General features: G+C 69.4%; 28 protein-coding genes, 2 tRNA genes and 1 other RNA gene. 12 read left to right on the forward strand and 19 right to left on the reverse strand.

The window, feature by feature from the left end; translation table 11 throughout:
• The first annotated feature begins 79 nt into the window (after window positions 1-79).
• The gene (locus ACIBH4_RS25245) at window positions 80-646 is read left to right on the forward strand and encodes a helix-turn-helix domain-containing protein (RefSeq protein ID WP_362517624.1); all 567 of its coding nucleotides are present in this window, start codon (window positions 80-82) and stop codon (window positions 644-646) included.
• On the opposite strand, the gene ACIBH4_RS25250 is transcribed toward ACIBH4_RS25245, so the two are convergent.
• Complete coding sequence (locus tag ACIBH4_RS25250) at window positions 558-1,253, reverse strand: VC0807 family protein (RefSeq protein WP_362517627.1); 696 nt, start codon at window positions 1,251-1,253, stop codon at window positions 558-560. The two genes, ACIBH4_RS25245 and ACIBH4_RS25250, sit on opposite strands and share 89 nt — an antisense overlap.
• A gap of 205 nt (window positions 1,254-1,458) precedes the next feature.
• Between ACIBH4_RS25250 and ACIBH4_RS25255 the strand changes: the two genes are divergently transcribed.
• Window positions 1,459-2,466, forward strand: a complete 1,008-nt coding sequence (locus tag ACIBH4_RS25255) for an SURF1 family protein (protein ID WP_362766566.1) — start codon at window positions 1,459-1,461, stop codon at window positions 2,464-2,466.
• Here ACIBH4_RS25255 and ACIBH4_RS25260 read toward each other — a convergent pair.
• Both ACIBH4_RS25260 and ACIBH4_RS25265 read right to left on the reverse strand, forming a co-directional pair.
• The gene (locus ACIBH4_RS25260) at window positions 2,463-3,179 is read right to left on the reverse strand and encodes a hypothetical protein (protein ID WP_362517633.1); all 717 of its coding nucleotides are present in this window, start codon (window positions 3,177-3,179) and stop codon (window positions 2,463-2,465) included. The two genes, ACIBH4_RS25255 and ACIBH4_RS25260, sit on opposite strands and share 4 nt — an antisense overlap.
• A 21-nt stretch (window positions 3,180-3,200) precedes the next feature.
• Window positions 3,201-3,887, reverse strand: a complete 687-nt coding sequence (locus ACIBH4_RS25265; protein ID WP_362517636.1) for a hypothetical protein — start codon at window positions 3,885-3,887, stop codon at window positions 3,201-3,203.
• 506 nt (window positions 3,888-4,393) lie between these two features.
• Between ACIBH4_RS25265 and ACIBH4_RS25270 the strand changes: the two genes are divergently transcribed.
• Complete coding sequence (locus tag ACIBH4_RS25270) at window positions 4,394-5,590, forward strand: amidohydrolase family protein (RefSeq protein ID WP_362517639.1); 1,197 nt, start codon at window positions 4,394-4,396, stop codon at window positions 5,588-5,590.
• Here the strand turns inward: ACIBH4_RS25270 and ACIBH4_RS25275 are convergent.
• The 3 genes from ACIBH4_RS25275 to ACIBH4_RS25285 all read right to left on the reverse strand — a co-directional run bounded on the left by ACIBH4_RS25275 (window position 5,571) and on the right by ACIBH4_RS25285 (window position 8,401).
• On the reverse strand, window positions 5,571-5,909 hold the full coding sequence (locus ACIBH4_RS25275) for a YkvA family protein (RefSeq protein WP_362517642.1): 339 nt from the start codon (window positions 5,907-5,909) through the stop codon (window positions 5,571-5,573). The two genes, ACIBH4_RS25270 and ACIBH4_RS25275, sit on opposite strands and share 20 nt — an antisense overlap.
• Before the next feature lie 104 nt (window positions 5,910-6,013).
• Entirely contained in the window at window positions 6,014-7,429 is a 1,416-nt protein-coding gene (locus ACIBH4_RS25280; RefSeq protein WP_362766569.1) for an amidase, read from the reverse strand.
• A gap of 3 nt (window positions 7,430-7,432) precedes the next feature.
• Complete coding sequence (locus tag ACIBH4_RS25285) at window positions 7,433-8,401, reverse strand: LLM class F420-dependent oxidoreductase (protein WP_362517648.1); 969 nt, start codon at window positions 8,399-8,401, stop codon at window positions 7,433-7,435.
• A gap of 883 nt (window positions 8,402-9,284) precedes the next feature.
• Here ACIBH4_RS25285 and ACIBH4_RS25290 point away from each other — a divergent pair.
• Window positions 9,285-9,419, forward strand: a complete 135-nt coding sequence (locus ACIBH4_RS25290) for a hypothetical protein (RefSeq protein ID WP_362766572.1) — start codon at window positions 9,285-9,287, stop codon at window positions 9,417-9,419.
• Window positions 9,420-9,718: 299 nt separating this feature from the next.
• On the opposite strand, the gene ACIBH4_RS25295 is transcribed toward ACIBH4_RS25290, so the two are convergent.
• On the reverse strand, window positions 9,719-10,486 hold the full coding sequence (locus ACIBH4_RS25295; protein WP_362517654.1) for a hypothetical protein: 768 nt from the start codon (window positions 10,484-10,486) through the stop codon (window positions 9,719-9,721).
• 110 nt (window positions 10,487-10,596) lie between these two features.
• The gene (locus tag ACIBH4_RS25300) at window positions 10,597-11,271 is read right to left on the reverse strand and encodes a TetR family transcriptional regulator (protein ID WP_362517657.1); all 675 of its coding nucleotides are present in this window, start codon (window positions 11,269-11,271) and stop codon (window positions 10,597-10,599) included.
• A 408-nt stretch (window positions 11,272-11,679) separates the two neighbouring features.
• On the opposite strand from ACIBH4_RS25300, the gene ACIBH4_RS25305 reads away from it, so the two are divergent.
• The gene (locus ACIBH4_RS25305) at window positions 11,680-12,726 is read left to right on the forward strand and encodes a hypothetical protein (RefSeq protein ID WP_362766575.1); all 1,047 of its coding nucleotides are present in this window, start codon (window positions 11,680-11,682) and stop codon (window positions 12,724-12,726) included.
• 365 nt (window positions 12,727-13,091) lie between these two features.
• Here the strand turns inward: ACIBH4_RS25305 and ACIBH4_RS25310 are convergent, their stop codons facing one another.
• The 5 genes from ACIBH4_RS25310 to ACIBH4_RS25330 all read right to left on the reverse strand — a co-directional run bounded on the left by ACIBH4_RS25310 (window position 13,092) and on the right by ACIBH4_RS25330 (window position 17,002).
• Window positions 13,092-14,159, reverse strand: coding sequence for an aspartate-semialdehyde dehydrogenase (locus tag ACIBH4_RS25310; protein ID WP_362766578.1), 1,068 nt, complete (start codon window positions 14,157-14,159; stop codon window positions 13,092-13,094).
• A complete protein-coding gene (locus ACIBH4_RS25315) occupies window positions 14,156-15,430 on the reverse strand; it encodes an aspartate kinase (RefSeq protein WP_362517667.1) in 1,275 nt (424 codons plus the stop codon). The genes ACIBH4_RS25310 and ACIBH4_RS25315 overlap by 4 nt, the downstream gene beginning before the upstream one ends.
• Window positions 15,431-15,520: 90 nt before the next feature.
• On the reverse strand, window positions 15,521-16,054 hold the full coding sequence (locus tag ACIBH4_RS25320) for a DUF5063 domain-containing protein (RefSeq protein WP_362766581.1): 534 nt from the start codon (window positions 16,052-16,054) through the stop codon (window positions 15,521-15,523).
• Window positions 16,047-16,646, reverse strand: coding sequence for a recombination mediator RecR (recR, locus tag ACIBH4_RS25325; protein WP_362517671.1), 600 nt, complete (start codon window positions 16,644-16,646; stop codon window positions 16,047-16,049). The genes ACIBH4_RS25320 and recR overlap by 8 nt, the downstream gene beginning before the upstream one ends.
• Window positions 16,647-16,648: 2 nt before the next feature.
• Complete coding sequence (locus tag ACIBH4_RS25330; protein ID WP_329087916.1) at window positions 16,649-17,002, reverse strand: YbaB/EbfC family nucleoid-associated protein; 354 nt, start codon at window positions 17,000-17,002, stop codon at window positions 16,649-16,651.
• Window positions 17,003-17,331: 329 nt separating this feature from the next.
• Here ACIBH4_RS25330 and ACIBH4_RS25335 point away from each other — a divergent pair, with 329 nt between their 5' ends.
• Window positions 17,332-18,813: a GAF domain-containing protein gene (locus ACIBH4_RS25335; RefSeq protein ID WP_362517675.1), complete on the forward strand. Its 1,482-nt coding sequence runs from the start codon at window positions 17,332-17,334 to the stop codon at window positions 18,811-18,813.
• A gap of 189 nt (window positions 18,814-19,002) precedes the next feature.
• Here ACIBH4_RS25335 and ACIBH4_RS25340 read toward each other — a convergent pair whose 3' ends face one another.
• A complete protein-coding gene (locus ACIBH4_RS25340; RefSeq protein WP_362517678.1) occupies window positions 19,003-21,231 on the reverse strand; it encodes a DNA polymerase III subunit gamma and tau in 2,229 nt (742 codons plus the stop codon).
• A 29-nt stretch (window positions 21,232-21,260) separates the two neighbouring features.
• An RNA gene (gene ffs, locus ACIBH4_RS25345) (signal recognition particle sRNA small type) lies at window positions 21,261-21,356 on the reverse strand.
• An 83-nt stretch (window positions 21,357-21,439) separates the two neighbouring features.
• Between ffs and ACIBH4_RS25350 the strand changes: the two genes are divergently transcribed.
• The 3 genes from ACIBH4_RS25350 to ACIBH4_RS25360 all read left to right on the forward strand — a co-directional run bounded on the left by ACIBH4_RS25350 (window position 21,440) and on the right by ACIBH4_RS25360 (window position 22,944).
• A tRNA-Ser gene (locus ACIBH4_RS25350) sits at window positions 21,440-21,528 on the forward strand.
• Window positions 21,529-21,704: 176 nt separating this feature from the next.
• Window positions 21,705-22,571: a neutral zinc metallopeptidase gene (locus tag ACIBH4_RS25355; RefSeq protein ID WP_362517681.1), complete on the forward strand. Its 867-nt coding sequence runs from the start codon at window positions 21,705-21,707 to the stop codon at window positions 22,569-22,571.
• A 70-nt stretch (window positions 22,572-22,641) separates the two neighbouring features.
• A complete protein-coding gene (locus tag ACIBH4_RS25360) occupies window positions 22,642-22,944 on the forward strand; it encodes a type II toxin-antitoxin system VapB family antitoxin (protein ID WP_329087971.1) in 303 nt (100 codons plus the stop codon).
• Between the two features lie 54 nt (window positions 22,945-22,998).
• Here the strand turns inward: ACIBH4_RS25360 and ACIBH4_RS25365 are convergent.
• The 4 genes from ACIBH4_RS25365 to ACIBH4_RS25380 all read right to left on the reverse strand — a co-directional run bounded on the left by ACIBH4_RS25365 (window position 22,999) and on the right by ACIBH4_RS25380 (window position 24,767).
• Window positions 22,999-23,088: transfer RNA gene (locus tag ACIBH4_RS25365), tRNA-Ser, on the reverse strand.
• A gap of 24 nt (window positions 23,089-23,112) precedes the next feature.
• Window positions 23,113-23,592 (reverse strand): tRNA adenosine(34) deaminase TadA, encoded by a 480-nt coding sequence (tadA, locus tag ACIBH4_RS25370; RefSeq protein ID WP_362517685.1) that lies wholly within the window; start codon window positions 23,590-23,592, stop codon window positions 23,113-23,115.
• Between the two features lie 160 nt (window positions 23,593-23,752).
• Window positions 23,753-24,241 carry a tRNA adenosine deaminase-associated protein gene (locus ACIBH4_RS25375; RefSeq protein WP_362517688.1) on the reverse strand — a complete coding sequence of 163 codons (489 nt, stop codon included), beginning with the start codon at window positions 24,239-24,241 and terminating at the stop codon, window positions 23,753-23,755.
• 16 nt (window positions 24,242-24,257) lie between these two features.
• On the reverse strand, window positions 24,258-24,767 hold the full coding sequence (locus tag ACIBH4_RS25380; RefSeq protein ID WP_362517691.1) for a tRNA adenosine deaminase-associated protein: 510 nt from the start codon (window positions 24,765-24,767) through the stop codon (window positions 24,258-24,260).
• 176 nt (window positions 24,768-24,943) lie between these two features.
• Here ACIBH4_RS25380 and upp point away from each other — a divergent pair, with 176 nt between their 5' ends.
• The 3 genes from upp to ACIBH4_RS25395 all read left to right on the forward strand — a co-directional run bounded on the left by upp (window position 24,944) and on the right by ACIBH4_RS25395 (window position 26,888).
• A complete protein-coding gene (gene upp, locus ACIBH4_RS25385) occupies window positions 24,944-25,582 on the forward strand; it encodes a uracil phosphoribosyltransferase (RefSeq protein WP_350943520.1) in 639 nt (212 codons plus the stop codon).
• Window positions 25,583-25,791: 209 nt separating this feature from the next.
• Window positions 25,792-26,022, forward strand: a complete 231-nt coding sequence (locus ACIBH4_RS25390) for a hypothetical protein (RefSeq protein WP_350941801.1) — start codon at window positions 25,792-25,794, stop codon at window positions 26,020-26,022.
• A 335-nt stretch (window positions 26,023-26,357) separates the two neighbouring features.
• Window positions 26,358-26,888, forward strand: coding sequence for a PH domain-containing protein (locus ACIBH4_RS25395; RefSeq protein ID WP_362517696.1), 531 nt, complete (start codon window positions 26,358-26,360; stop codon window positions 26,886-26,888).
• The last annotated feature ends 27 nt before the right edge of the window (window positions 26,889-26,915 follow it).

The following is a 26,915-nucleotide window of genomic DNA, read 5'->3' on the forward strand; positions in this document are numbered from 1 at the left end:
TTCTCGCAGCACACCTGAGTATGTCAACTAGACTTAGATGCACGTTGGAGGTGGTGCGATGGCGACTTACGATTCGCACATGAATGCGGCGACTCCCGGTGACCTGCCCCTGCGGGTGGACAACTGCTCCATCGAACGTGCCCTGGGCGTCGTCGGCGAGAAGTGGACGTTCCTGGTGCTGCGTGAGGCGTTCGGCGGCGTTCGGCGCTTCGCCGACATGCAGGCCGCCACGGGAGCGCCCAGGCAGGTGCTCAGCGCCCGGCTGACCCGGCTGGTGGAGGAAGGGCTGCTGCGCAAGGTCCCCTACCGCGAGCCCGGCCAGCGGCAGCGCGACGAATACCGGCTGACCCAGATGGGTCTCGACCTCTATCCGACTTTGATGGCCCTGATGCGGTGGGGCGACCGGTATCTCAGCGACGCCGCGGGACCGCCGCTGCGCATCACCCACCGCGACTGCGGCGCCCTGGTCGAACAGCACTTCCGGTGCGCGGAAGGGCACGAGGTGTCCGGCCCGAGAGAGGTCACTCCGGTGCCCGGTCCCGGAGCGCGCCTTCGCGCTACGGTCCCCGCGTCTCCAGACCCGGGGTCGGAGCCTCCGGAGGCCACGTCCCCCGCGTCGTCTCCAGCCTCCGCAGGCAGTGCCTGAAGCTGAGCACCGAGACCAGCGCCACGCCGCCGAGCAGCACCGCGACCACGGAGGTACGCACGAGGAGATAGGTCTCCAGGGTCTGGCTGAGCAGCAGCCACAGGCTCAGCGCACCGTTCAGCAGTTGCGCGCAGCCCCACAGCACCGACTGCGACACGAAGAAGCGGCGCATCCGAGGATGCTCCATCACCTGGTCGGGCAGCGGCACGAGGTCGGCCACCACCCGCCGGATCAGCGGCCTCCGCAGCGGCGCGGTGAGCAGAAAGCCCATGCTCACGCAGAACACCCCGAGGCAGGGCTGCAGGAAGAACACGATGGGATTGCCCGTCGCCACCGCCAGCGCCACCCTCACGGTGATCGTGCCCGCCGCCAGCAGCAGCGTGCCGGGGGCCTCACCGCCCTTCACCAGCCGCCAGGCGACGCCGCCGTAGACCCAAGCCGCCGCCACCGCCAGCGCGCCGTTCGCGTTGGTGAAGATCAGCGCGACGTAGAAGACGAGAACGGGAAGAATCATGCTCTCGAACACCCTGGGGACGGCGTGCCGCAGCAGGACCCCGATGCGAGGGAGTACGAGCGGAGCCGGGGGGGCGGGCATGAGCACGGTCATCAGGGGCGGGCTCCGGAGGTGGTGGAACATCCCGAGGGAAAAACTCAGACGACCGTATGCGATGCCCGAAGTGTCCGGTGAGCTTTCCTGACATCCGAGGATCAGGCGGTCCCGGGCACTTTACTACGCCCCAAGGCGCGTCCGGCCATCCCCAGAGGCGTACTCGGAGGACGGGGCGGTACCCCCGGTGCCTACCCTTGATGACGTGTACCGGTTCCTGCTGACTCCCCGATGGCTGGCTCTCCACGTGGTGGTGCTGCTGGTCATCCCCGCTTTCGTGCTGCTCGGCCAGTGGCAGTTCGGGCGTTTCGAGGAGAGGTCGACCAGCAGCCACCAGATCACCGGCAACCTCGCCGCCGCCCCCGTCGCCGTGGAAGAGCTCACCTCACCCGGCGGCACCGTCTCTACGCAGGACAAATATCGCACCGTCCTGGCCAAGGGGACGTACGACGCCGGCGCCCAACTCCTGGTCCGGCGCCGCGTCCAGGACAAGGCGGTCGGCTTCTACGTGCTGACCCCGCTGGTCACGGCGAACGGCACCGGTGTGCTGGTGAACCGTGGCTGGGTCAAGGCGGGCAGCACCGCCGACGCCCTCCCCGAGGTCCCCGCGCCCTCCTCGGGTGAGGTGACTGTCACCGGCAGGCTACGTCCCACCGAGACCGAGGAGACCTCCGGCATCCGCGACCGGGCGGGCCTGCCCGCGGGTCAGGTCCTGCTGATCAACACCGAGGCGATCGGACGCGGCCTGCCGTACAGGCTCCTCGGCGGCTACGTCGACCTGATCGAGCAGTCGCCCGCGGCCGCCGTCGCTCCCGCGCCCGTCCCCGCGCCGGACGTCGGCGAGGGGGGCGGCCTCAACCTGGCCTACGGCGTGCAGTGGTGGTTGTTCATCGGGGTCGCGATCGGCGGCTGGGTCCTGCTGATCCGCAGGGAGGCCGCCGACCTCAAGGCGGCCGCGACGGCACCAGGCGGACCCGGGCCGGACGAGCCTGGAGAAGGAGAGCCCGGGCCGAACGCACCCTCCAGGTCCGCAGAGCCTTCAGTGCCCTCGGGGCCCTCGGGGCCCTCGGGGCCCTCGGGGCCCTCGGGGCCCTCGGGAAGGTCCTCCGCGCCCGACGACTCCGAGGAGCCCTCCCCACCCGGTGAGTCCGCCGAGTCCGCCGAGCCCGCTGTGTCCTCCCCGCCCGGCGAGTCCGCCGACCTCCGCGCCTAGTTCCTGACGAGGTTCAGCAGATAGCCGAAGGCCGGCACCAGGACGAGGGAGAGCAGACCGACTCCGATCGCCAGCAGGAAGCCCCAACCACCGCTCAGCCGCTCGCGCTGCGCCGGACGCCGCCCGGCCGCGAACCAGAGCGGGCGGGGTTCGAGCAGCAGGAACAGGAGCGCGCCCGCCTGCCCGATGGTGAAGAGCCAGAGCCAGGCCCACCGGTTGCCCAGCCGGGGCGTCGAGCCGAGCATGATCAGAAACGCGAGTATCCAGCTCCCCATCAGCCACGGGCCGCCGATGGGCCCCGGCATGTCGATGACCCAGCCGGGCACCCATCCCGCCCCGCCGGAGTGGTTCTGCTCGATCACCCTGGCCTGGCTCGACCCCAGGTCCTTCCTCAGCTCCGCCCACGTGTAGGCGGGCGAGCCCTCCGCGGGCGGATCCAGCCTGATCTCGCGCCAGAGCAGCGGGCCCTGGGCCCACAGGACGTAGGAGATCATGCCGCTCCGCCCGTCTCCCGTGTCGTACCCGTCGTACTCGACGAGGGAGACGCGATCGGCCGTGGCCGCGGCGCGGAGCTCGGCCCGCGTCCCCGGCAGGGGCGTGAAGCTCAGCACGGCGATCAGGGCGCCGAAGGCCAGGACGATCAGGAGAACCGAACGGACGGCCACCCCGACGATCCACCAACCGCGACGGACCTCCGGCGTTTCAAGGGTCATACCTTTGTTTCTACTTTACGATCACGCGTTCACCATCGACAGGCCGAAAAGGAGCGCCACCGCGATCACGAACCCGCGTGTCCCGTCGATCCTGGCCGGCGCGGGCAGTGCCTCGTACGGAGCCCGCCACAGAGGTCTCGGCTCCAGCAGGACGTAGAGCAGCGAGCCGCCGGTGAGAAACATCCAGAACCACGCCCAGCGGCTGGCGTAGCGGGGGTTCGGCCGGGCCAGCATGAGCAGCCAGGCCAGGATCTCCGCCGCCACCGCCACCGGGGCGAACGGCTCCCACCACCGTCCGTAGGCGGGCGAGCCCGCCGGCACCCTGAAGCCGTCGGTGCGCACGATCTCCACCGAGGGGTCGGCGACGGCGCGCACCTGGGCCATGAAAGCCTCCTGGCGGCGTTCCAGGGCCTCGGGGACGAGGCGGGTGGTCTGGGGATCCCAGACGTCGTCCGGCTGGTCGAAACGGGCCTGGCTCCAGGAGAGCGGCCCGTGCGACCAGGTCAGCGTGCCGTAGGCGGGCCAGTTGCGGTCGTATACGATCTTCGTCACCTCGCCCGCCCGCAGGTCCGCCAGGAGTTCGACCGCGGGTCGCAGGGGAGGGGCCTGGTTGATGTGGACGATCACCGTGGAGAGCGCGAGCACGAACAGCAGCGCCACCCGCGCGGCGTACGGGATGTCGTCCCGTGCCGGAATCACCACTCGCATCCCCGCCCCCATCGGCCCCCATCAGGCGAGGCCCGCCGCTGCATAGACTAAACGGCGGGTCGGGCTCGCGCGGGCGTACGACTCCCGCCATGCGGCGGGCAGGGACGTGCGGGACTGTCGCCTACGAGCCTTGAATATGGACAAAAAGAGCATCTTTTCTCTCAAGTATCAACTTATGAAAAATCCTGATACCAGGGCGATCCCTGGGTAGGCGCACCCGCAAGGCCCGCCACGGGCGGCACCCTTCCGGCGGGCCCGTCCCGGGGCCGCCCTCCACCCCCCTCGGGTGGTCCCGGGCCGCGACACAGGACACCGCGGAAGGTGGCCGCGCGGGACGACCGGGGAGGCGCCGCGACAACGGTCGCGGCGAGTGCCGCGAAAGGCTGTTACGGAGCGTCACAAAAGGTGTGATGGGGACATCGCAGAAGACGTCGCGAGAGACAGAGATACCAAGCGGAGACCTTGCGGCTTGATGAGTGTTATTCCAGCGGAATACGGTTGACCGTGTGACTACGCCGCTGCTCCCCGACCCCGAGCCCAGGCGGCGGGACTATGTGATCATTTCAGCCGACGACCACCTGATCGAGCCGCCCGACATGTTCGACGACCGGCTGCCGGAGAAATACGCCGATTTGGCACCCAAGGTGGTCGAGACCGACTCCGGTCACCAGGTCTGGCGTTACGGCGGGGCCACCTACCCCTGTGCCGGGCTCGACGTGGGCGCCGGCCTGCCCCGCGAGCAGTGGACGCTCGATCCTGTGCGGTTCGAGCACATGCGTCCCGGCTGCCACGACGTCGAGGCCCGGATCGAGGACATGGACCGTGCCGGTGTCTGGGCCGCGCTGTGCTTCCCCGGCATGCTGGCCGGACAGTCCGGCATGGTCTTCGCCAAGACCCGTGACCAGGAGCTGGGCCTGTCGGTCCTGCGCGCGTGGAACGACTGGCACGTGGAGGTCTGGGCCGGCACCTACCCGGAACGGATCATCGCCCTGCAGTTGCCCTGGCTGACCGACCCCGAGGTGGCCGCCAAGGAGATCCGCGACAACGCCGCGCGCGGTTTCAAGGCGGTGCTCTTCCCCGAGTTCCCCACCCGGCTGCGCCTGCCGTCCATTCACAGCGACCACTGGGACCCGTTCTTCCAGGCGTGCGAGGAGACGGGCACCGTCGTCTGCCTGCACGCCGGTGCCGGCTCCTGGGCTCCGGTTCCCTCCCCGGACACGCCGATCGAGGCGATCACCACCCTGATGCCCGCGAGCGCCATGTTCGCCTGCGCCGACTGGCTCTGGTCGGGCATTCCGCTGCGTTTCCCCGCGTTGCGGATCCTGATCGTGGAGGGCGGCGTGGGCTGGCTGCCGATGCTGGCCGAGCGGGCCGACTACGCGCTCGACCACCCCGTGGCGGGGGAGGCCTCGTGGGAGGGCGGCCTGAAGCCCAGCGAGGTGCTGCGAAGAAACTTCTTCTTCGGCACGCTCAACGACCACGCCCTGTCGGGAGTTCGGCTCGCCGTCGGGCTGGAGCACGTGCTGCTGGAGAGCGGCTACCCACACTCCGACTCCACCTGGCCCGACACCCAGCAGGCCATCGCGACGAACCTGGGCAGTCTGCCACCCGCCGACATCGCCCGGGTGGCCTACGGCAACGCCGCCCGCCTGTTCGGCCACCCGCTGCCCTCACGTGCCTGGCTCAGGATGGAACAGATCTGATCCCCTCGCGCTCCCAGTCGACGTAGCGCCCGCCCTCACCGAGCAGGGAGCCCATCAGCCACAGGAAGACGCCGAAGTCGTCGGCCACCCCGACGAGGACCAGGAAGTCGGGGACGAGGTCGACCGGCGAGATGATGTAGAGAACGCCGAGACCCATCATGGCCAGTTTGCCCTTGGTCATGCCGGGATACCGCCCGTTCATGACCGCGCCGATCATCCTGGGGAGGGCGCGGAGACGGGTGCCGAGACCGGGCGAGCCCGGCTTCGTCACCTCTCTGTATGCCCGCCACGTCTGCGCCGCGCGCGCCACCTTCGCCATGGAATCCTCCTCGGAACCACGTTCGTCTGGCTGCGTACTACCCCGCCGCCTCACGATATAACGTGTGATTTCCCCATCGGGTTCCCGGACACCGGGCAGGACGGTCAGCGCATCGCCGCGTGCAGGAAGGGCCGTTCCTCCTCGATCTGCGCGGCCACCCGGACGAGCAGGTCCTCCCGCCCCGCGGCGGCGACCAGTTGCACCCCCACCGGCAGGCCGTCCGCCGTGCGGTGCAGCGGCAGGGAGATCGCGGGCTGCCCGGTGGCGTTGACGGGCGAGGTGAACGACACCGCGCGGTTGGTGCGGCCCCGCGAGGTGCTGACGTCGTCGGCGGGCAGCCGGCCGAGGTGGAAGGGCGCCACCCCCAGGGAGGGCATGAGCAGCAGGTCGTGCGACTCCCACCAGGCGGCCATCCGCCGCCTGAACCCGTCGATCCAGTCGCGCGAGGTCACGTAGCCGACCGCGTCGAGCTTCCTGCCCGCCGCCCCCAGGATCCGGTTGCGCTCCTCCAGCTCGTCGAACTCGACGGGCCTGCCGCGCCAGCGCCCGATGTCCTCCAGGTCGGCGGCCACGTGGGCGGCGACGATCGCGCCGAAGTGCATGGCGAAGCCGTCCTCGGCGAGCGCGGAAGGTCCTCCCGGCTCGACGTCGTGGCCCAGCGCCTCAAGCAACCCGGCGGCCTCGGTGACCGCGGCCACCAGGTCCGGCTCCGGCGGAACGCCCCCGTCCGGGTGCTCGGCGAGGAAACCGATCCGCAGCCGCCCGGGATCCGCCCCGACCTCCTCGGCGAGCGGGCGCCTCCAGGCGGGCGCGCCGTACGGGTCGCCCGGCATCGTCCCGGCGATCACGTCGAGGGTCGCCGCGCTGTCCCGCACCGTACGGCAGAGCAGGCCCGCGGCCGAGAAACCGGCCCAGGGCTCGCCCGCGGACGGGCCGGAACTCACCCTGCCCCTGCCGGGTTTCAGCCCGACCAGCCCGCACATGCTCGCCGGGATCCGGATCGACCCGCCGCCGTCGCTCGCCGTGGCGACCGCGACCATGCCTGACGCCACCGCCGCGGCGGACCCGCCGCTCGATCCTCCGCTGCTGTAACGAAGGTCGTACGGATTGCGGGTGGGGCCGAACGCCACCGGCTCGGTGGTGATCGCGGTGCCGAACTCGGAGGTGTTGGTCCGTCCCAGGATCGTGAACCCCGCCCGGCGCAGCTTGGTCACCGCGTACCCCTCGCGCTCGGCGAAGATCCCGTCGAGGGTGCGCGATCCCGCGCGGTACGGCTCCCCGGCCATGCTCCAGCCCAGGTCCTTCAGCAGCGTCGGCACGCCCGCGAAGGGGGCCTCGGGATCGACCTCACCCACCTCGGCCAGGGCCCGTTCGAACCTGCGGTGGACGACGGCGTTGATCGCGCCGTCGCACGTCTCGATCCGCGTGATCGCCGCCTCGGCGAGCTCCCTCGGGGAGATCTCCCCTTTCCGCACGGCTTGCGCCTGCCCGAGGGCGTCGAGCTTCAACAGGTCGTGCAAGGGTCACTCCTCGACGGGGGCCAGATCTCGTACGGCCTGGTCGATCGGGACCCCGCCCCCTGGGATGGGGGCGAGGATCGGGGTGTCCAGGCCGTTGCGCACATACTCCCGGATCCTGCTCCGGCATGTGGCGGCGTCGCCGTGCACGATGAGATCGTCCACGACCTCGTCGGGGATGGCCTTGAGCGCCGCCTGCCGGTCTCCGGCCGCCCAGGCCTCGTGCATCGGCCGCAGCACCTCGCCGCGCCCCAGCCAGTCGTGGAAGGCGGCGTAGACCGGAACGGTCAAATAGCTCGCGAGCATCCAGCGCCCGAGCTCGCGCGCCTTCTCCGCGTCCTCGCCGACGCACACGAACAGCCGGGCGATCAACTCGGTCTCCGGGCCGACCTCGGCCCTCACCTTCCGTACGTCCTCCGGCGAGAGCCAGTTGGTGATCGCGCCGTCGGCCTCCTCGGCGGCCAGGCGCAGCATGCGGGGGCGGAGCGCGGCGAGCACGATCTTCGGCGGGATCTTGGGGGCGCGCTCCAGCTTGAAGCCCTTGACCTCGAACGTCTCGTACCGCTCGCTGATCTTCTCGCCCGCGAGGGCTCCACGCAGGAAGCGCAGGGTGTCTCTGGTCCTGGCGAACGGCTTGACGAACTCCCCGGCGTTCCAGCGTTCCACGATGGCCGGCGAGGAGGCCCCGATGCCCAGGACGAAGCGTTCGGGGGCGAGGTCGGCGAGTGTGGCGGCGGACATGGCGAGCAGGCCGGGCCCTCGGGTGGAGACCGGGACGATCGCGCTGCCGAGCCGCATCCCCGGGGCCCACTCCGAGGCCATCGCGAGGGGTACGAAGCCGTCGACACCGTTGACCTCGGCGGACCAGGCGTCGGTATAGCCGAGTCCGGGAAGCTCGGCGATCAGGTCCTTGGAAGCGGCGAGCGAACGGTCGTAGAAGGGAATCGTCATACCCCAGCGTGGGCCTGTGGTCATCGTGCCGCCTCCGTGTTCTGCGATCGCGGCCGGGAACCCTCCCTCGAAACGATATTCCGATGGAGAATCCGGCCCGATCCGGGTGCCGTCAATGGCCTCGACCGTACCAACCAGACGGTATGTGACCAAAAGAATGATCCACGTCGACCGGCCACTTAACACCACATCACTTTCCGTATGATGTTAGAAACTTTGGGTGACAAAACATTGGCGGAGGAGCCGGTGCCGGGGCCTGCTCAAGGTGGCGGCCCTCGCGACCTGCATGACGATTCCCGTTCTGACCGGGACGCATCCCAGCTGGGCGAAGGGTGGTGCGGGATCGCCCGTCCCACGAGACGCCCCGCATCTCCGGGTGTCGCACGCGGCCCTGAGCCCGGCCTCCGGCCGACCGCCGCTCCCCAAGCCAGGGCCGTCCTCCCCGCCCCCCCTTCCATCCGGCCCCGACCGTCGGCTGCAGCCGGAAACCGGACGCTCGACCGCCCCACACCCCGCGCTGAAGCCCGAACCGGACTATCCGACCGCGCCACCACCGCCGAGGCCCGACCTCAGGGAACCTCCCTGGTGGCACTGGTGGCACTGGTGGGAGCCGAAGTCGGATTACCCGGCGGACATCCCGGCCAAGCCGAAACCCGAGCCGGAGCCGAAACCAGCGCCCGAGCAGGAGCCCGAACCGACACCCGAACCGACACCCGAACCGACGCCGGAGCCCACGCCGGAGCGGCCGACCCCCACCCCGTCCTCCTCACCCGTCTCCGAGCCCTCGCCGCCCCCCCTGCCGCGGCCCGTCTCCGTCCCCGAGACGGTCGTCACACCGACGCCGAGCCGCACCCCTCGCCCCAGGGCGGCGCCCCCTGTTACGTCTCCCCTCCAGCGGCAACGACTGGTGCTCGATCGCTACGCCGAGCGGCGCAGGGGGACCGACAGGAAGCTGGTCCTCCTGGTGATGTTCACCGGGGTGATCTCGGTCAGCGCGGTCACCGCACTCAACCGCAGGGGTGGCGGGCAGCCCGGCCGGTAGCCGGGCCTACAGGGCGAAACCCACCGATGGGAGATTCACGCGCCCCGCGTGAGGTGGTGCCCGCACCCATGGCGAAGCCCGCCGACGAAAGATCCACCCGGCGTCCCCGGCGTCCGCCTGAGGTAGGGCGCCCACACACACGGCGAAGCCCGCCGACGAGAGATTCGCCGGCGGGCTTCCGCGCCGTCATCAGCGCCACGTCCACACCAGGCCGGGTCCGCACCAGGCCGGGTCCGCACCGAGCAGCGACCGGACCGGGCAACGGCCTACGACCGGACCTGCGACGAGAACGAAGAAGGCTACGGCTGCGCGGGGAAGTGGCCGTCGATCTGGTCGTACTGTCGCTGCGCGCTCTTGAACGCGTCGGGGTCGACGGCACCGAGCCCGCTGAACGGGTGGCTGATCAGGATGATGAAGCACACGCCGATGACGACCACGGCCACCCGGACCAGGTCGGCGATGATCGACGAGGTCGTGGGCCGCGCCCCGAGGGTCCAGGGCAGCGCGATCACCAGGAGACCGGAGAGGATCATCGAGATCACGAAGATGCTCTCCAGACTGGCTCTCGCGTCGTCACTCCGTATCACGCGGGCGTGGGAGACCTCGGAGATCCGGTCGAGCGTGTCCTGCTGGAGGTTCTTGCTCTCGTCGCCGATCGGGCGGAGCCTGAGCACTGTGGCCCGCATGTCCGCGAGGGTCTGCCCGGGGATCGGGGACATCTCGCTGTCGGCCATGAGCGGCCAGTCGAGGTCGATGCTCTGCGCGGTGTACTGCCGGATCTGGGAACGGACGGGTGCCGCCTCGGGGATGGGCGCCACCGACCAGTACATCTCGGTGAGGCTCTCGGCCTCGGCCTGGACGTCGGCCTCGGACACCGAGAGCGCGTCCCTGCACAGGACCGCGGCGTAGGCCAGCACCAGCAGGTAGACGGCGAGGGCGAGGTTGGCGGAGAAGTCGACGGACGACGCGCCGTGCTCGCCGTCGTCGTACCCCTTCCTCCTGAGGACCCGGAACGCGATCAGCGCGATCGCGACGGACACCACCACCAGCACGGCTACCCAGCCCATGAGACTCCCTTGAAGCGGTCATCGAATAAGCTACTCAGGGTAATCGGATCGATACCGTTGTTCATGGAGTTCTGTGGAGTTCCATGGAGCTCTGTGGAGTTTCGCTGGATTCATTCGCGAAGTTCGTGAACCCCCGCGATGAAGTCACGGGCGACCCCGCGCAGTCCGGGCAGGTGCGAGAGCCCCACCAGGCGGTCCACCAGCGGGACGGTGAGCTCGATGAGCCGGTGTGTCCGTCGGCACCCCTCCGACTCGTCGTGCACCCAGAACAGGACGACGCCCATCGACATCAGCCAGAGCAACTCGGGAAGCTCGGCCCGCAGTTCGCTGTCCATCCGGTCGGAGGACCCTTCCACGACCCGCCGATAGATCGCGATCGACGCGTCCCGGGAGGGTGAGGACTCGGCGCTGAACGGGTTGAGCGGGTTGTTCGGCTCGGCCGCGTGCTTGAAGAACTTCACCGCGAACTCGTGGTACGGCTCGGACACCCGTACCCACTCCCGCAACACCCCCGCCAGCCGCGCGGCGAACCGGTGCTCGGTGGCCAGCAGTTTCTCGCACGCGGCCTCGTGCTCGGTCTGGGCCCGGTCGTAGTACGCCTGGACCAGGATCTCCTTCGAGGCGAAGTAGTAGTAGGCGTTGCCCACCGAGACCCCGGCCTCGGCGGCGATGGCCCGCATGGTGGTCGCCTCGTATCCACGCTCGCGAAAAAGCCGCAGGGCCGTCTCCACGATGACCTCACGGGTCCTGTCCGATCCACGGGTTCTCGGGGTCGGCTCGGTCATAGGGCGCTCGTCACCTATCGATTGGAGCTGGGAGAACGGGCTCATCCGGTCTTTCTCCACTGGACGAACCCTAGATCATCCGTCCCGCACCGCCGGGGATGAGCCCAATGAACGACCCTAAGCGCGCCACATTGCCCCCGCCACTCATATCCGTGATTGCTCCGTCACTCTCGCCGTCGCGCCACCCCGTCCCCGTCCGGCGCGCCCCCGCCAAGGGCGTGATAGTGGCGCTATTCACGACAAATACGGATATGTCATTTATCGCCGAAAACGCCGTCTCAGCAGGTCATCGAGCTGCCCGATCATTCCCACTACCGGGCAAAAATCACTCTTCGTAAGGGATCATCCGGGTTCGGGGGTGGGATTGATCCTTTTGGCGGAAGGGCTCCCGCGACAAGGGATACATAAATGGGGACATGTCCCTGTAGACAGCGGGCTGCCCGGTTCACCACCGGAGCACTGCTCGCTCTGCAGCTATCTTTCATCGCATCGGCCCCGCACCACAGCGCGACCGCGGAGAGCGGGAACGCGTCGGCCGACGCGGCGATCGTGAGCCGGCCCGTCGCGGCCGGCCCGGCGGAGGTACGCCGGTCCACGATCATCGGAGTGTACGACATCACCACCCTGGAAACCTCCCGGCGCTACCTCCGGGAACTGTGTCATTCGGCCGCCGTCCAGCGCGGCCGGGAGCCCACGGCCCCCCTCTGGCCCGAGGAGGTCACTCCCGCGGACGCACCGTCCCGGCCCTCCGGAACCACCGCACGAACGCGCACCGCCGCCCTGGCGACCAAACACCATGAACAGGCGACCTCTCCAACCTCCGAGACCACCGCACGAACACACACCGCCGCCCTGACAGGCGCGGTCGGGAGACAGACGACCCCCCGAACCGAGGAAGCCACCCTCCGGAGCGGAGGAAAGACCGCGGTCGAGGCCCAGGGAAGCGCGCGGGCCCCGGTCGCGGCCACCTCGGAGGAGCAGGCCTCCGCCGTCCTCGAAAAGCCGTCCGAGACCCGCCCCGCCCAGGGGCAACAGGCGCAAAAGGCCCAGCAACCCATGCGGCTCCAGCAGACGGACGCCAAGCGGCTCCTACGGGAAGCGGGCCTGACCTGGTTCTCCTCGGGTAAGTGCGCGAACCGCAACGGACCGCACTGCACCTCGCTGGAGGCCGTACGATCCGCGACCGTCTCCAGCGCCATCGAACTGAAGCGTCGCAGCGGTTGCCCTCTCGTCGTCACCGGTGGCACCGAGGTGGGCCACGCCCCCGGCCCCTACAGCCACTACGAGGGCTACAAGCTCGACATAAAGCCCAATGCGTGCATAAACCGCTACATCACGAAGAACTACCCACTACAGGGCGTGCGAGGTGACGGAGCCCGCCTGTACGGCCAGTCGGCGACCTCGGGGCCCCTCTTCGCCCGCGAGGCGGACCACTGGGACATCCTCTTCCGCTAGTGGAAGCCACCGGGTCAGCTGATCGGGCAGACCTGGTACCGGAGCCCCGCCGGCGACGCGGGCTTCCGCTTCCGCTGACCGGGCTACCGCCGCTCCTGACTTCCGCCGACCTGGGGGATCCCACGATCACACGGATCCCACCGGCACGGATCCCACCGGTCCTCGATCCGCGACCGTACGCATCCCACCGATCTCACGACCACGCGGCCTCCACCGGTCCTCGAAGGATCACCGACGGCTCACCGCCGTGCGGGATCCCGTCGCCCGAGGTCCGAGCCCTCCGATGTCCGAGCCTCCGGGACCGCGAAGGCCGTACCGCGGCATGACGTCGCAGGACGTCATGCCGCGGTACGGCCAGGGAGAAACTACGCGAACTCGGCCGCGACCAACTCGGCGATCTCCGCCGCGTTCAGGGCGGCGCCCTTGCGGAGGTTGTCGCCGCAGACGAACAGGTCGAGCGTGTTGGGGAAGTCGAGCGCCTGGCGGATCCGGCCCACGTAGGTGGGGTCGGTGCCGACGACCTCCGCGGGGGTCGGGAAGACGCCGTTGGCCGGGTCGTCCATGACGACCACGGTCGGGGCGGCCTCAAGGATCCGGTGGGCGTCGGCGACGGTGATCTCACGCTCGAACGTCGCGTGCACGGCGAGCGAGTGGGTGGTGATCACCGGGACACGGACGCAGGTCGCGGAAACCTTCAGGTCGTCGATCCCAAGGATCTTCCGTGACTCGTTGCGGAGCTTGATCTCCTCGGAGGCCCAGCCGCCGTCCTTGAGCGAACCCGCCCACGGCACGACGTTGAACGCCACCGGCGCCGGGAACGGCGACTCCTCGTCCCCGAGCTTGTTCTGCAGGGCCTTGCGCACGTCACCGGCGGCCTGCCCGATCGTACGGTCACCCGCGAGGGCCTCGATCTCGTCGTAGAGGCGGGCCGAGCCCGCCACCCCCGCACCGGAGACCGCCTGGTAGGAGGCGACCACCAGCGCCCGCAGGCCGTACTCCTCGTGCAGGGCGCCCATCGCGGCCATCATCGACAGGGTCGTGCAGTTGGGGGTGGAGATGATCCCCAGCGGCCGCTCCCGCGCGGCCTCGGGGTTGACCTCCGGCACGACCAGCGGGACCTTGGGGTTCATCCGGAAGGTGCCCGACTTGTCGATGACGACGGCCCCGCGCTCGGCGGCGATCGGCACCCAGGTCGCGGAGACCTCGTCCGGCACGTCGAAGATCGCGATGTCGACGCCGTCGAAGACCTCGGGGGCCAGCTCCTGGACGACGAGGTCCTCGTCGCGGACCCGCAGGACCTTGCCGGCCGAGCGGGCGGACGCGACGAGCTTGATCTCGCCGTAGACGTCCTCGCGGCCGGAGATGATGTCACGCATGACGGTGCCGACGGCACCGGTCGCCCCGATCAGGGCGAGAGTGGGCTTGCGGCTCATCGCCCGCTACCTCCGTAGATCACGGCTTCAACCTGGTCCACATCGAGATCGAACGCGCGGTGCGCGGCGCTGACCGCCGTGTCCACCTCGTCCTGCCCGACGATCACCGAGATACGGATCTCCGAGGTGGAGATCATCTCGATGTTCACCCCCGCGTCGGCGAGGGCCGCGAAGAACGTCGCGGTGACGCCGGGATGCGAGCGCATGCCCGCCCCGATCAGCGAGATCTTGCCGATCTGGTCGTCGAAGAGCAGCGACTCGAAGCCGATGCGCTCCTGGATCTTCTTCAGCGCGGTGAGCGCGGCCGAGGCGTCACTCGTGGGCAGCGTGAAGGAGATGTCCGTCCGGCCGGTCGTCGCCGCCGACACGTTCTGCACGATCATGTCGATGTTGATCTCGGCGTCGGCGAGCGTTTTGAAAATCGTCGCAGCCTCACCGACCTTGTCGGGCACCCCGACAACCGTGATCTTGGCCTCGCTCCGGTCGTGCGCGACGCCGGAGATGATCGGCTGCTCCATCTCTGTTCCTTCACTGTCGGGGTCGGAGACGACCCACGTGCCTTCCTTGGTGCTGAACGAACTTCTGACGTGGATCGGCAGGCTGAAGCGGCGAGCGTACTCGACACAGCGCAGGTGCAGGATCTTCGCACCGCACGCCGCCATCTCCATCATCTCGTCGTACGAGATCCTGGGGATCTTGCGGGCGGCGGAGACGATGCGGGGGTCGGCGGTGAAGACGCCGTCCACGTCGGTGTAGATCTCGCAGACGTCGGCGCTCAGCGCGGCGGCGAGCGCGACCGCCGTGGTGTCGGAACCGCCCCTGCCGAGCGTGGTGATGTCCTTGGTGTCCTGCGAGACCCCCTGGAAACCGGCCACGATCGCGATCTGGCCGTTGTCGAGCGCCTCGCGGATCCGGCCGGGCGTCACGTCGATGATGCGCGCGCGACCGTGCGAGGAGTCGGTGATCACCCCGGCCTGGGACCCGGTGAACGAGCGCGCCTCCTGGCCCAGGTTGGCGATCGCCATCGCCAGCAGCGCCATCGAGATGCGCTCACCCGAGGTGAGCAGCATGTCGAGCTCGCGGCCCGGTGGAAGCGGCGAGACCTGCTGGGCGAGGTCGAGCAGTTCGTCCGTCGTGTCACCCATCGCCGAAACGATCACCACGACGTCGTTGCCGGCTTTTTTCGTCGCGACGATCCGCTGCGCGACCCGCTTGATGCAGGACGCGTCGGCGACGGACGAACCACCATACTTCTGAACAACGAGCGCCACGAGATGTCTCCGAAGCAATCTAGGGCTGTGGAGCTCACAGTCTACTGGCGCCCTCGCTGAGACCCTCGGGTCAACCCAGCATGTGGACGATCACACCGTTGTGCGCTCCTCCGCGACATCGAGCCGCGTGTGGGCGACAAGCGCCTGAAGTGCCCGCATCGCCGCTCCGGCGTGGTTGCCCCAGGTGTTGAAATAGGAGTACTGCCACCACCAGAGCGCCTCAAGAGGACGCCCCGCCCTGTGATGCCGCAAACCATGCAGGAGGTCGGCGGCCACCGCCGTCAGGTCGTCCGACAGTCGGTACGGGGTGACCACGGTGTCCTTGTAGGGATCGAAGACCTCGACGTAGTCGTCCACCGGCTTCAGCCTCTCGGCGAGGGCCGTACGGACGACGTCGACGTCCGGGTCCTCACCCAGGTGCGGCTCCCAGTTGCCCGACAGGATCACGTCCTGGCTCGCGCCGAGCTGCGCGCCGGCCGAGCTGACCTGCGCGACCTCCACCAGCAGCAGCGGCAGAATGGCGTCGCCGCCCTCTCCGCCCGCCAGACGGGTCAGGCCGTCGATGTAGTTCTTCGCGTGCTCCGCGATCCGTTCCGCGAGAGCGCTCCACGCATCGTCAGACATCAAGGAGCCTTCTTCCTTCGAACGCGCGGCCCAAGGTGACCTCGTCCGCGTACTCAAGGTCACCGCCTACCGGCAGACCGCTGGCCAGTCGTGTCACTTTCAATCCCATCGGCTTGACCAGACGGGCGAGATAGGTCGCCGTCGCCTCCCCCTCAAGGTTGGGGTCGGTGGCGAGGATCAGCTCGGTGACCTGGCCGTCCGCCAGGCGGGCCATGAGCTCTCTGATGTTCAGGTCGTCGGGGCCGACGCCGTCGATCGGGCTGATCGCCCCGCCGAGCACGTGGTAGCGACCCCGGAACTCGCGGGTCTTCTCGATGGCCACGACGTCCTTCGACTCCTCGACGACGCAGATCACGTGAAGATCGCGCCTGGTGTCGCGGCAGATCCGGCACTCCTCCTCCGCGGCCACGTTGCCGCAGACCCGGCAGAAGCGGACCTTCTCCTTGACCTCCAGCAGGGCGTGGGCGAGCCGCTTCACGTCGGCGGGCTCCGCGGCCAGCAGGTGGAACGCGATGCGCTGCGCGCTCTTGGGACCGACCCCTGGGAGCATGCCCAGCTCGTCGATCAGATTCTGGACGACCCCTTCGTACATGCCTAGAACCCGGGAAGCTGGCCGAGCCCGCCCCCGCCGCCCAGCCCCTGGGCGAGGGGACCGAGCTTCTCCTGCTGCAGGTCGGCGGCGGCGCGCACGGCGTCGCGAATGGCCGCGATGACCAGGTCGGCGATGGTGTCGGCCGTCTCCTGGGGATCACCGGGATCCACGGCCTCAGGACTGATCTTGAGTTCGAGCAGCTCGCCCCCGCCGTTGACCGTGGCCACGACAAGTCCGCCGCCCGCGGAGCCCTCGACTTCCGCGTCGTTCAGCTCCTGCTGGGCGCTCACAAGCTGCTGCTGCATGAGCTGTGCCTGCTCCAGCAGCTGCTGCAGGTTGACATCCCCTGGGTTCACCGTCGTTGTGCTCCTCGTCCGTGACATCGGTCGTCACGAGCCTACGGGGTCCGGGCCGGGTGTTGTACTCGACCGAGCACGCGTTCCCCCTGGATGGGGATTAAACCCCCCGTCGGGCCTCGGTCCCCCCTCCAGACGTCCGAGACCCGACGCGACACGCGCCGGAGCGGCCGCACACGGCGTCGTGTGCTCGGAAGGTAACCCTCCGAAGGTTGCACACACGTTGCGATCGTTCACTCACCCTCCGCACACCCTCTTTGGCCGAACGGGTTGCGAGCGGAGGCCCGACCACCGATGCTTCGGCCATCGGCTCTACTCCGGGGGGATATGTGCGCGACGGCCACCGTGGAGCCGTCCAGACGGCCGACCTCGCCTCCTACTCGTCACGGCTACGGCGCCTGCACGAGACCCTGATCGGGGGCGAGCGGCCGACGGGCGAGGGACCCAGAAGCGTGATCTCCGCCTCGTGGCGGCGATCGCTGGACGCCGGTGTCGACCCCGACACCGGGTCGGCCCCCATCGCCTTCGACGGCGAGGACCTCCGCGAGGTCCGCTCGGCGCACCCGATGAGCGGAATTCTGCCGATCATCACCGGGACCCTCCTGGAGGTCGTCGACGCGGACGACCAGATCCTGCTCGTCACCGACGCCCTCGGCAGGGTGCTCTGGCGCGACGGCAACCGCCGGACGATGGACAGCGCCGACGAGGTGGGGCTGGCCGACGGATTCGACTGGAGCGAGGGCGCGATCGGGACCAACGGCCTGGGCACCGCGCTCGCCACCCGACGGCCCCTGCACGTCTTCTCCGCCGAGCACCTGGTCAGGGCGCTCCATTTCTGGTCGTGCTCCGCCGCGCCGATCGTCGACCCCGACAGCGGCGACCTGCTGGGCTGCGTCGACGTCAGCGGCACGACCCGCGCCATGCACCCGGCGAGCGTCGCCCTCGTCGAGGCCGCGGCGCGACTGGCCGAGAACCACCTCACCCTGCGCATGCTCGAACGCGACGAGCGGCTCAGACGCCGTCACGAGCGGCACCTGGGCACGCTGCGCGGCGAACCGGGCGCCCTGGTCACCGCGACCGGGCGGATCATCGCCGGTGACGACGCGCGCCAGTGGGGTGCCCGCGTACGCCTGCCGGAGACGGGCGACCGGGTGATCCTGCCCGACGGACGGAGCGCCTTCCTGGAGGGTCTGGGCGGCGACGGCTTCCTGCTCCGCCTCTCCGGCCCGATCAGGGGCCCCGTGCTCACCCTGTCCTTCCTCGGTGCGGAACACCCCACGGCGCACCTCGAAGGGACCCGCCTGTCACTCTCCCTGCGCCACGCCGAGATCCTCACGATGCTCGCCCTCAACCCCCAGGGCATGACCGCCGCCCAGCTCTCCTTCCACCTGTACGGCGACGCGGGCAACCCGGTGACCGTCCGCGCCGAGATCCACCGGCTCCGCGCCCGGCTCGGCCGTACGATCGCCGCCAAGCCGTACCGCCTCACCTGCGCGCTGGAGGCCGACTTCCTGGAGCTCAAGCGGCTGCTCGCGGCCGACGAGGCCGCTCCGGTCGCCCGCGCCTACCGCGGCCCCCTGCTGCCCCGCTCCGAGGCACCCGCCCTGCGCCTCGAACGGGAGGAGTTGGAGGGGCAGGTACGGGCCCGCCTGCTGCGGCGGGGAGGACCCGAGGACCTGTGGGCCTACGCGGAGACCGAGCACGGCAGGAACGACATCCAGATCCTCGAACGCCTCGTCGTCGCGCTGCCCCGCCACGACCACCGCGCGGTCGCCGCCCGGATTCGTCTCGGCGACGTCGACCTGCCCTGAGCCCACCGTGCCCGGTGATCCGCCTCGCCCGGGAACCCCCACCGGGCGCGGCCGCTCCCGCTCCGCACAGGGGCCGGGAGAGTGATCCCGCTTCGCAGAGGGGTGCGCGAGAGTGCCGACAGCGGTCGGACAGGGCGTCGTCGGGTGACGCCCCCGTACGGCGGTCCCCTTCGGACGGTGCCGACGCCGTCAGGTGTGGTCGATCTCGCCGATCACCTGGCCGCCCAGCTCGCGCTGGAGGAGGGCCATGCCGCTGAGCGCGTCGACGTCGGCGTCCGCGTCGTTGAGCGGGTCGACCTCGTCGGCGTCGGGTGCGGTGCCGCGATTGCCCCGGGGAGGCACCGCGTCAGGCCAGGCCGCCGCCTTGGCGCCGGTCTTGGCCCTTGGGCCGGCCTGGGCCGCCGCCTTCGCCGCGGAACGGGCCGCGGCCAGACCGGGGCTCGACATGGAGTTGGGCGGGGGAGGTGAGCCGGGGTCCTCCGGCATGGGGGCGTCCGGCCAGGACTCGTCCGTCGCGGGCGGGGCCTGCCCTGACGGAGCCTCTCGCGAGACCGCCGGTGACGGCCCGGAGGCGGGCGCCTGGCGTGCGGGCGCCTGCTGCGACCGTGCTGCCTGGCTTTGGGGGGCCTGATTCTGGGAGGTCTGGTTGGCCTGGGGTCCGGGGTGCTGGGGGGCCGGGGGGTGCCTCGGGGCCGGAGGGCGGCTCCCGCCGGAGGGAGGGGGCCCGTTGCCGACGACGGCCTCGACCTTCCAGGTGCCGCCCAGCACCTCCTGCAGCACCGCCGCGACGACCGCGTCCTTGCCGCCACCGGTGAAGTTCTTCATCGCACCGACCTGGGCGAACCCGAGGGTGACGATCTTCCCTTCGACCCCGACGACCTGGGCGTTGGTGTTGACGTTGGCCCACACGACGATGCTGCGCCGCTTGAGCGCCGCGAGCACCTGCGGCCAGGCCTGCTGTACGGTTCCGGTTCCGGCTCCCACCTCCGAGGCGGACGCCGTCGCCTGGTCGGCCGGCACGAAGGCGCCCGCGGCCTCGGGAGCCTGCTGGACGGGCGTCTGAGCCTGCCCCTGCCGCCCCTGCTGTCCCTGGGCCGGCGCGCCGGGCCTGGCCGCCGCGGGCCAGTCGTCGCCCTGTCCAGCGGACCCGGCTGCGGCGGGGGGCGCACCGGCGGGCGTCTCCGTCCGCGAAGGAGGCGCCGGGTGAATCACCGGTGCGGGATCTCGCTGCGGGAGGGAGACCGGGGCGGGAGCCGCGACGACTCCTCCCTTCTCCAGCCGCTCCAGGCGGGTGAGCAGCGCGGCCTCCCCCTGGGCCGCGCCGGGAAGGAGGATTCTCGCGCACATGAGTTCGAGCAGCAGCCGTGGCGAGGCCGCCCCACGCATCTCGATCAGGCCGGCGTTGAGGATCTCCGCCGCGCGGGTCAGCTCCGCCGGACCCATGGAGGCCGCCTGGACCTGGAGCCGTTCCAACTCGTCGCCTGGCCGGTCGAGCAGCCCGCTGGTGGCCGCCTCCGGCACATTCGCGAGGATCACCAGGTCACGGAAGCGCTCCAGCAGGTCCATCGCGAACCGCCGGGGGTCGTGGCCGCCCTCGATCACCCGGTTCACCACCTGGAACACCTGCGCGCCGTCACGACCGGCGAAGGCCGCGACCACGTCGTCGAGCAGGTCGCCGTCGGTGTAGCCGAGGAGGGAGACCGCGCGGGCGTACGTGATGCCGGCCTCGTCCGACCCGGCGAACAGCTGGTCGAGGATCGAGAGCGAGTCCCGGGCCGAACCCGCACCGGCCCTCACCACCAGCGGGAGCGCGGCGGGCTCGAACGGAACTTTCTCCGAGGTGAGGATCTCCTCCATGAGCGCGCGCAGCGCGGCCGGGGGGATCAGCCGGAACGGGTAGTGGTGGGTCCGGGACTTGATCGTCCCGATGACCTTCTCCGGCTCGGTGGTCGCGAAGACGAACTTCAGGTGCGGGGGAGGCTCCTCGACGAGCTTGAGCAGCGCGTTGAAACCCTCGCGGGTCACCATGTGCGCCTCGTCGATGATGTAGATCTTGAAGCGCGAGGACACCGGCGCGAAGAAGGCCCGCTCGCGCAGGTCGCGGGCGTCGTCCACACCACCGTGCGAGGCGGCGTCGATCTCGATGACGTCGAGGTGGCCGGGGCCGGTGGGCGCCAGCGCCACGCAGGACTCGCACTCCCCGCACGGGTCGGGGGTCGGGCCCTTCTCACAGTTCAGGGAGCGGGCCAGGATGCGCGCGCTGGACGTCTTGCCGCATCCCCTGGGCCCGCTGAACAGGTAGGCGTGGTTGATGCGCCCGCTGCGCAGTGCCTGACGCAACGGGTCGGTGACGTGCTCCTGACCCTTGACCTCGGCGAAGGTCCCGGGCCGGTACTTGCGGTACAGCGCAAGACTCATGCGGCGATCCCACCTGCGAGGGGTCTCAACGAAGAGACCCCTCGCACACCCGCCAGAGCCCGCTTATCCTTGCTGCCTTCCGGCCCTGGGGAGGTTCACAGGATGACGCCGCGCGAGGGGTCGACCCTCAGTCTAGCCTCAGATCCGAGTGGTCGGTGTCGGAAATCAGTGGTCCCTGCCACTCGGAAAGTTGGGTAAGCTTCTCCACGGAGGATTCGCCTAGTTGGCCTAGGGCGCACGCTTGGAAAGCGTGTTGGGGGCAACCCCTCAGGAGTTCGAATCTCCTATCCTCCGCCACCTCACGAGGGCCGGACCGCACCCGCGGTCCGGCCCTTGTGGCTTTCCCTTCCGGATTTGCTCCGATAAATGGGCATGTAACGCAATAAGCCATCACCTCCCGTGCACCCGCCGGCATGTTGGGACACTCCCAGGGCAGGGGAAGCGCCCCAAGCGGATCGAAGGGACGTCGGGCGATGGATTTCAAGGATGACGCCCAGCTGGACAGCTCTCAGGTCGAGAGCCGTGGCGGCGGGGGGAGGATTCCCGGGGGTGGTATCGCGATCGGCGGCGGCGCGGCGGGAATCATCGCGCTCATCGTGGCCCTGATCTTCGGGATAAACCCCGGTGACATCACCGGTGGCTCCTCCCAACCGGCCCCGGTGGGCACGGGCTCCGACCTCACCGCCCAGTGCAGGACCGGGCAGGACGCCGACCAGAACGAGGAGTGCCGGGTGGTCGGCGTGGTCAACAGCATCCAGGACTACTGGCCGAAGGCGGTCCAGGGGTACGAGCCGGCCAAGACCGTCATGTTCTCCGGCCAGGTCGACACGGAGTGCGGTGCCGCCGACTCCTCAGTGGGCCCGTTCTACTGCCCGGCCGACCGCCAGGTCTACCTGGACCTCAGCTTCTTCAAGGAGCTGGAGAGCAAGTTCGGCGCCAAGGGCGGCCCCTTCGCCCAGGCGTACGTCATCGGTCACGAGTACGGTCACCACGTCCAGAACCTCCTCGGCACCAACGCCAAGGCCCAGCAGGGCCCGCAGCAGGGCCCGGAGAGCGGCTCGGTCCGGCTGGAGTTGCAGGCCGACTGCTACTCGGGCGCCTGGGCCAAGAACGCGTACGAGACCGGCCTGTTCGAGAAGCCGTTCACGAAGACGGACATCGAGGAGGCGCTCAGCGCGGCCTCGGCCGTGGGTGACGACAGCATCCAGGAGCGGACCCAGGGGCGGGTCAACCCCGAGGGCTTCACCCACGGGACATCAGCGCAGCGTGTCAAGTGGTTCACCACCGGTTACGAGAGCGGCGACCCGGCCAGGTGCGACACCTTCGCCGGCAGCATCTAAAAAGGCCTGTGAGCTGCGACGATGGGAACCCGCCCGGCGGAGGGCGGGATTCTCTCCTAAACTACATACTGTGATCTTCAAGTTGGTCGGCGACGAACGGCCCTATCCAGAACACGGCCTCTCGCATCGCGAGTGGGCGCAGATACCGCCGCGGCAGGTCCGGCTCGACACCCTGATCACCACGAAAGCGGTGCTCGACCTCCACTCCCTGCTCGCCAAGGACTCCACGTTCTACGGAGATCTGTTCCCGCACGTGGTCCAGTGGCGCGGCGACCTCTATCTGGAGGACGGCCTGCACCGGGCGCTGCGTTCGGCCCTGCACCAGCGTTCGGTCCTGCACGCACGGGTCCTGGACCTGCCCGCCGAGAGCTGATCGAGACATGCGAAAAGCCCCCGGGTCGCTCACGCGACCCGGGGGCTTTTTCTGTGGCGGTGGAGGTGGGATTTGAACCCACGGATAGGTTGCCCCATCACACGCTTTCGAGGCGTGCGCCCTCGGCCACTAGGCGACTCCACCGCGGAGCAGCTTACCGGATAACCGCTATTGCTCGCGCATCCGGCGAGCGGTGAAGAACTCGGTGAGAACCGCCGCGCATTCGTCGGCCAGAATTCCGCCGAGCACCTCTGGCCGGTGGTTCAGGCGGCGGTCCCTGAGCACGTCCCAGAGCGACCCCGCGGCGCCGCCCTTGGGGTCCGTGGCGCCGTAGACGACCCGATCGACCCGGGCGAGCACGGCGGCCCCCGCGCACATGGTGCAGGGTTCCAGGGTGACCACCAGCGTGCAGCCGCTCAGCCGCCACTGTCCGCGTGCCTTCCCCGCCTGCCGCAGGGCGAGCATCTCGGCGTGCGCGGTGGGGTCGACCGAGACCTCCCTGTCGTTTCCCGCGCGTGCCAGCACGGAGCCGTCAGGGCCGAGGACGACCGCGCCGACCGGCACGTCTCCGCGGGCTCCGGCTTCGGTCGCCTCCGCCAGCGCGAGCCTCATCTCCGGGACGTAGCCCACCGGTGTCAGGCCGGTCATCACGCGTCCCCCGGCGTCGAATCGACGCGTATGCCCGCCCGCGCCTGATCGGTCATCGCACGCCCGCGCCAGGCCGGTGTCCCCGAAGCCGTACCCGTGAGGCGCGGGTCCGCATCGGTCACAGCGCGCTCGTGGGCACCGAGCCGGGCAGGGCGCCCCGTCACCGCAGCCGGTCGAGCTCGTCGGCGAACGCCAGCCGTTCGGCGATCACCGAGAGCGTGTCCGCGGGGAGCGCGCCCTCCTCCATGCTGAGCTCGACGAGCTCCTCGGAGCTCAGCCCGAGGTCTTCCAGCAGCTCGAAGTCACCCGCGGGCCGCACGCCCAGGTCGGGGGTGTCCTTGTCCACCGCCACCCCGGCGAGCTCGGTGAAGAGCTCCCCCAGGTCGTCGGAGAGACCCGCGTGAGCGTCGGACAGGAAGGTGCGCGGCTCCAGGTCGCCCTGGTATCGAACGATCGCGAACCACTCGTCCTCCACCTCCACGCACAGCAGGGCGAGCTCGTCACCGGTGAGTCCCAGGTGCTCCTGGACGGCGTCGCCGAGATCGTCGACGATCTCCGCCTCGCCGAGGTCGATCTCCGCACCGTTCCAACCGTCCGCCGTACGGACGAAGGCGGCGGAGAACACACTGCTGGATGGTCTGGAGGGCATGGCCGATCTCCCGAGGTCAGCCGAACACAGAGTCGATGGCGCGTTCGAACGGCTCGGAGAACCCCAGCCGCGCGGCGATGCTTGACAGGACGTCCTCGGGGAGGAGGTCGATATCCCCTGACAGGATGCCGAGCTCCATCTCGTCGAGGCCCAGGTCCGCGAAGATGGACAGGTCTCCCGCGGGGAGCGCCGTCTCCTCGTCCTGGAGGATCGCGTCGAGCTCGTCCTCGTCGGGAACCGGCACGTCCAGGTATTCCAGCGCCTGCTGCGCGAGCGGGAAATCCCAGGACGCGGCGATGTCGGAGAGGAACACCTCGACTCTCTCGCCGAACACCCGTAGCGCCACGAAGAACTCATCCCCAACGGCGACAAGGCCAATCGTGCCGTTCGTACTCGGCTGCTGGCGCAGGGCGTGGATGAGGCCCTCAAGGTCGGAGGTGAGCGCCACCGGGAGCATCTCCGCCTCCCAGCGATCGTCCTCGCGGTAGATCACGATGGCAAAGTCCAGTGAGTCTTCGTCTGACATGGCCATCCCCACCGAATGCTTTCTCTACGGAGGTCAATGCTTTCAGAAGCGAAGCACCCACGTGGGCCTCTCCGACCAAATTGTGATCAAATCCGAGTGAGCGGGTGATGTCTGACGAGTGACCCGTCGTCCCCCGGCTCATCGCCGCCCGCCGGCCCAGGATACCTTTGGCCACCATGGAAACCCTGGTCGTCGACCATCCCCTGGTGGCCCACAAGCTGACCGCGCTGCGGGATGTGAACACCGACTCCCCCACCTTCCGGCGTCTCGCCGACGAACTGGTGACCCTGCTGGCCTACGAGGCGACCAGGCAGGTCCGCGTCACCGAGTGGTCGGTGGAAACCCCCGTGGCCCCCGCCGAGGGTGTGCGGCTCGCGCACCCGTACCCGCTGGTGGTGCCGATCCTGCGCGCGGGGCTGGGAATGCTGGAGGGGATGACCCGGCTGCTGCCGACGGCCGAGGTGGGTTTCCTCGGGATGATCCGCAACGAGTCCACGCTGGAGGCGGAGACCTACGCCACCCGCCTGCCCGACGACCTCTCGGGCCGCCAGGTCTACGTGGTCGACCCGATGCTGGCCACCGGTGGCACCCTCGCCGCCGCGATCAAGTTCCTCTTCGACCGCGGCGCCGACGACGTGACCGCGCTGTGCCTGCTCGCCGCGCCCGAGGGGATCGCTCATCTCGACGAGGTCTTCGCCGGCACCGGCAGGCCGATTCGCCTGGTGACGGCGGCCCTGGACGAGCGGCTGAACGAGCACGGCTACATCGTGCCCGGCCTGGGCGACGCGGGAGACCGTCTCTACGGCGTCGTCTGAAAACACCCCGCCCGCGCTCCCCGTACGGCGCCCGCCAGAACGCTCCGGGAACCGCCCCGGCAATTCCAGCACCATCCTTTTCCCTTAAAGGATGGTTCTTCTACCCACCGGCCGTTACATAATGCGGTTGTCCGGGTACGAAGCGTGGCGAAGATATCTCTTCTGTGTCCCCGGTCCGCCGAGGCCGCGGGCGCACACCAGGGAGAACCATGAGCGAGCGAATCATCCCGGACACCGAGCCGGACCCGTACGCGGACTTCAGCGCCGCGCTCAGGGACGAGTTCTCGGAGATCCATCCGGCGGCCACGGTGACCCGCTGCATAGAGGCGGCCCACTACGGAGCGCTGGAGGTCGTCGGTCACGCCCATCCGGCGCTGGTCGAACGGATCGCCCGCAAGCACCTTGAGGTCCTCGCGCTGGTCGCGAGTGAGCGCGGGTGACACGGGCGACAGGGGATGGCGGGTGCGTCGGACGGCAAGTGCTCCGCGAGGACCTCTGAGGGGATCCTCGCGACGCACACAAGACCGCATCGACCGATATCGGCCGATGCGCTTTACCTCGGCATGGCCCTGGGTAATGTATATGCGGGTGCAGTGGGTGAGCGGTAGTAGGAGGCCAAGGTGCAGGTCAAGAAGGTCCTAACGTACGGTTCCATTGGATTTGTGGCGTTTTACCTGTTCACACGACCAGGTGACGCGGCCAGTGCTGTGAAGGGTGCCATGGACACGGTTTACACGGCGGCCGATTCTCTGGCCCAATTCGTCTCACATCTGTCATGAGGCTCGTGACCCACGGGGATTCCGCCCCCTCGTCGGTCAACCGCTACTTACTCCCCCACGAACACCAGGTCATCATGGTGCGGCGCCACCCGGCCGTGCTGCTTCGCGCGGTCGCCGAGGTCTTCGGCGGCCTGATCCTCGCGGGACTGCTGAGCAAGTGGTTCGGTGACCAGGGCGGGGGCGGCATGCTCGTCGTCGTCTGGTGGGCCTGGCTGCTGCTGCTGATCCGCTTCGTCTGGAAGGTCGCCGAGTGGTCCGTCGACTACTTCGTCGTCACCTCCAAGCGGATGCTGCTAACCACCGGGCTGATCACCCGCAAGGTCGACATGATGCCGCTCGGCAAGGTCACCGACATGAGCTTCCAGCGCTCGATTCTCGGCCGAATGCTGGGATACGGCGAGTTCGTCCTGGAATCGGCAGGTCAGGACCAGGCGCTGTCGAGAGTCAACTACATCCCCTACCCGGAGACCCTCTATCTGGAGGTCTGCCAGATGCTCTTCCCCGGAGGGAACGACTCGGACGACTAACGTCCATGTCAAGGGCACAGAAGCCGT

Origin of the sequence: Streptosporangium sp. NPDC050284, assembly GCF_044459525.1 — a bacterium.
In the GTDB taxonomy this organism is placed as follows: domain Bacteria; phylum Actinomycetota; class Actinomycetes; order Streptosporangiales; family Streptosporangiaceae; genus Streptosporangium.

Excerpts from the sequence above, each read along its gene's own strand:
- ACIBH4_RS25250 (WP_362517627.1), bottom strand. The coding sequence starts at position 1,253 with ATGACCGTGCTCATGCCCGCCCCCCCGGCTCCGCTCGTACTCCCTCGC.
- ACIBH4_RS25305 (WP_362766575.1), top strand. The coding sequence starts at position 11,680 with ATGGGGACATGTCCCTGTAGACAGCGGGCTGCCCGGTTCACCACCGGA.
- ACIBH4_RS25300 (WP_362517657.1), bottom strand. The coding sequence starts at position 11,271 with ATGACCGAGCCGACCCCGAGAACCCGTGGATCGGACAGGACCCGTGAG.
- ACIBH4_RS25355 (WP_362517681.1), top strand. The coding sequence starts at position 21,705 with ATGGATTTCAAGGATGACGCCCAGCTGGACAGCTCTCAGGTCGAGAGC.
- ACIBH4_RS25260 (WP_362517633.1), bottom strand. The coding sequence starts at position 3,179 with ATGACCCTTGAAACGCCGGAGGTCCGTCGCGGTTGGTGGATCGTCGGG.
- ACIBH4_RS25340 (WP_362517678.1), bottom strand. The coding sequence starts at position 21,231 with ATGAGTCTTGCGCTGTACCGCAAGTACCGGCCCGGGACCTTCGCCGAG.
- tadA (WP_362517685.1), bottom strand. The coding sequence starts at position 23,592 with ATGACCGGCCTGACACCGGTGGGCTACGTCCCGGAGATGAGGCTCGCG.
- ACIBH4_RS25375 (WP_362517688.1), bottom strand. The coding sequence starts at position 24,241 with ATGCCCTCCAGACCATCCAGCAGTGTGTTCTCCGCCGCCTTCGTCCGT.
- ACIBH4_RS25265 (WP_362517636.1), bottom strand. The coding sequence starts at position 3,887 with ATGCGAGTGGTGATTCCGGCACGGGACGACATCCCGTACGCCGCGCGG.
- ACIBH4_RS25395 (WP_362517696.1), top strand. The coding sequence starts at position 26,358 with ATGAGGCTCGTGACCCACGGGGATTCCGCCCCCTCGTCGGTCAACCGC.
- recR (WP_362517671.1), bottom strand. The coding sequence starts at position 16,646 with ATGTACGAAGGGGTCGTCCAGAATCTGATCGACGAGCTGGGCATGCTC.
- ACIBH4_RS25380 (WP_362517691.1), bottom strand. The coding sequence starts at position 24,767 with ATGTCAGACGAAGACTCACTGGACTTTGCCATCGTGATCTACCGCGAG.
- ACIBH4_RS25310 (WP_362766578.1), bottom strand. The coding sequence starts at position 14,159 with ATGAGCCGCAAGCCCACTCTCGCCCTGATCGGGGCGACCGGTGCCGTC.
- ACIBH4_RS25390 (WP_350941801.1), top strand. The coding sequence starts at position 25,792 with ATGAGCGAGCGAATCATCCCGGACACCGAGCCGGACCCGTACGCGGAC.
- ACIBH4_RS25320 (WP_362766581.1), bottom strand. The coding sequence starts at position 16,054 with ATGTCTGACGATGCGTGGAGCGCTCTCGCGGAACGGATCGCGGAGCAC.
- ACIBH4_RS25275 (WP_362517642.1), bottom strand. The coding sequence starts at position 5,909 with ATGGCGAAGGTGGCGCGCGCGGCGCAGACGTGGCGGGCATACAGAGAG.
- upp (WP_350943520.1), top strand. The coding sequence starts at position 24,944 with ATGGAAACCCTGGTCGTCGACCATCCCCTGGTGGCCCACAAGCTGACC.
- ACIBH4_RS25295 (WP_362517654.1), bottom strand. The coding sequence starts at position 10,486 with ATGGGCTGGGTAGCCGTGCTGGTGGTGGTGTCCGTCGCGATCGCGCTG.
- ACIBH4_RS25245 (WP_362517624.1), top strand. The coding sequence starts at position 80 with ATGAATGCGGCGACTCCCGGTGACCTGCCCCTGCGGGTGGACAACTGC.
- ACIBH4_RS25285 (WP_362517648.1), bottom strand. The coding sequence starts at position 8,401 with ATGACCACAGGCCCACGCTGGGGTATGACGATTCCCTTCTACGACCGT.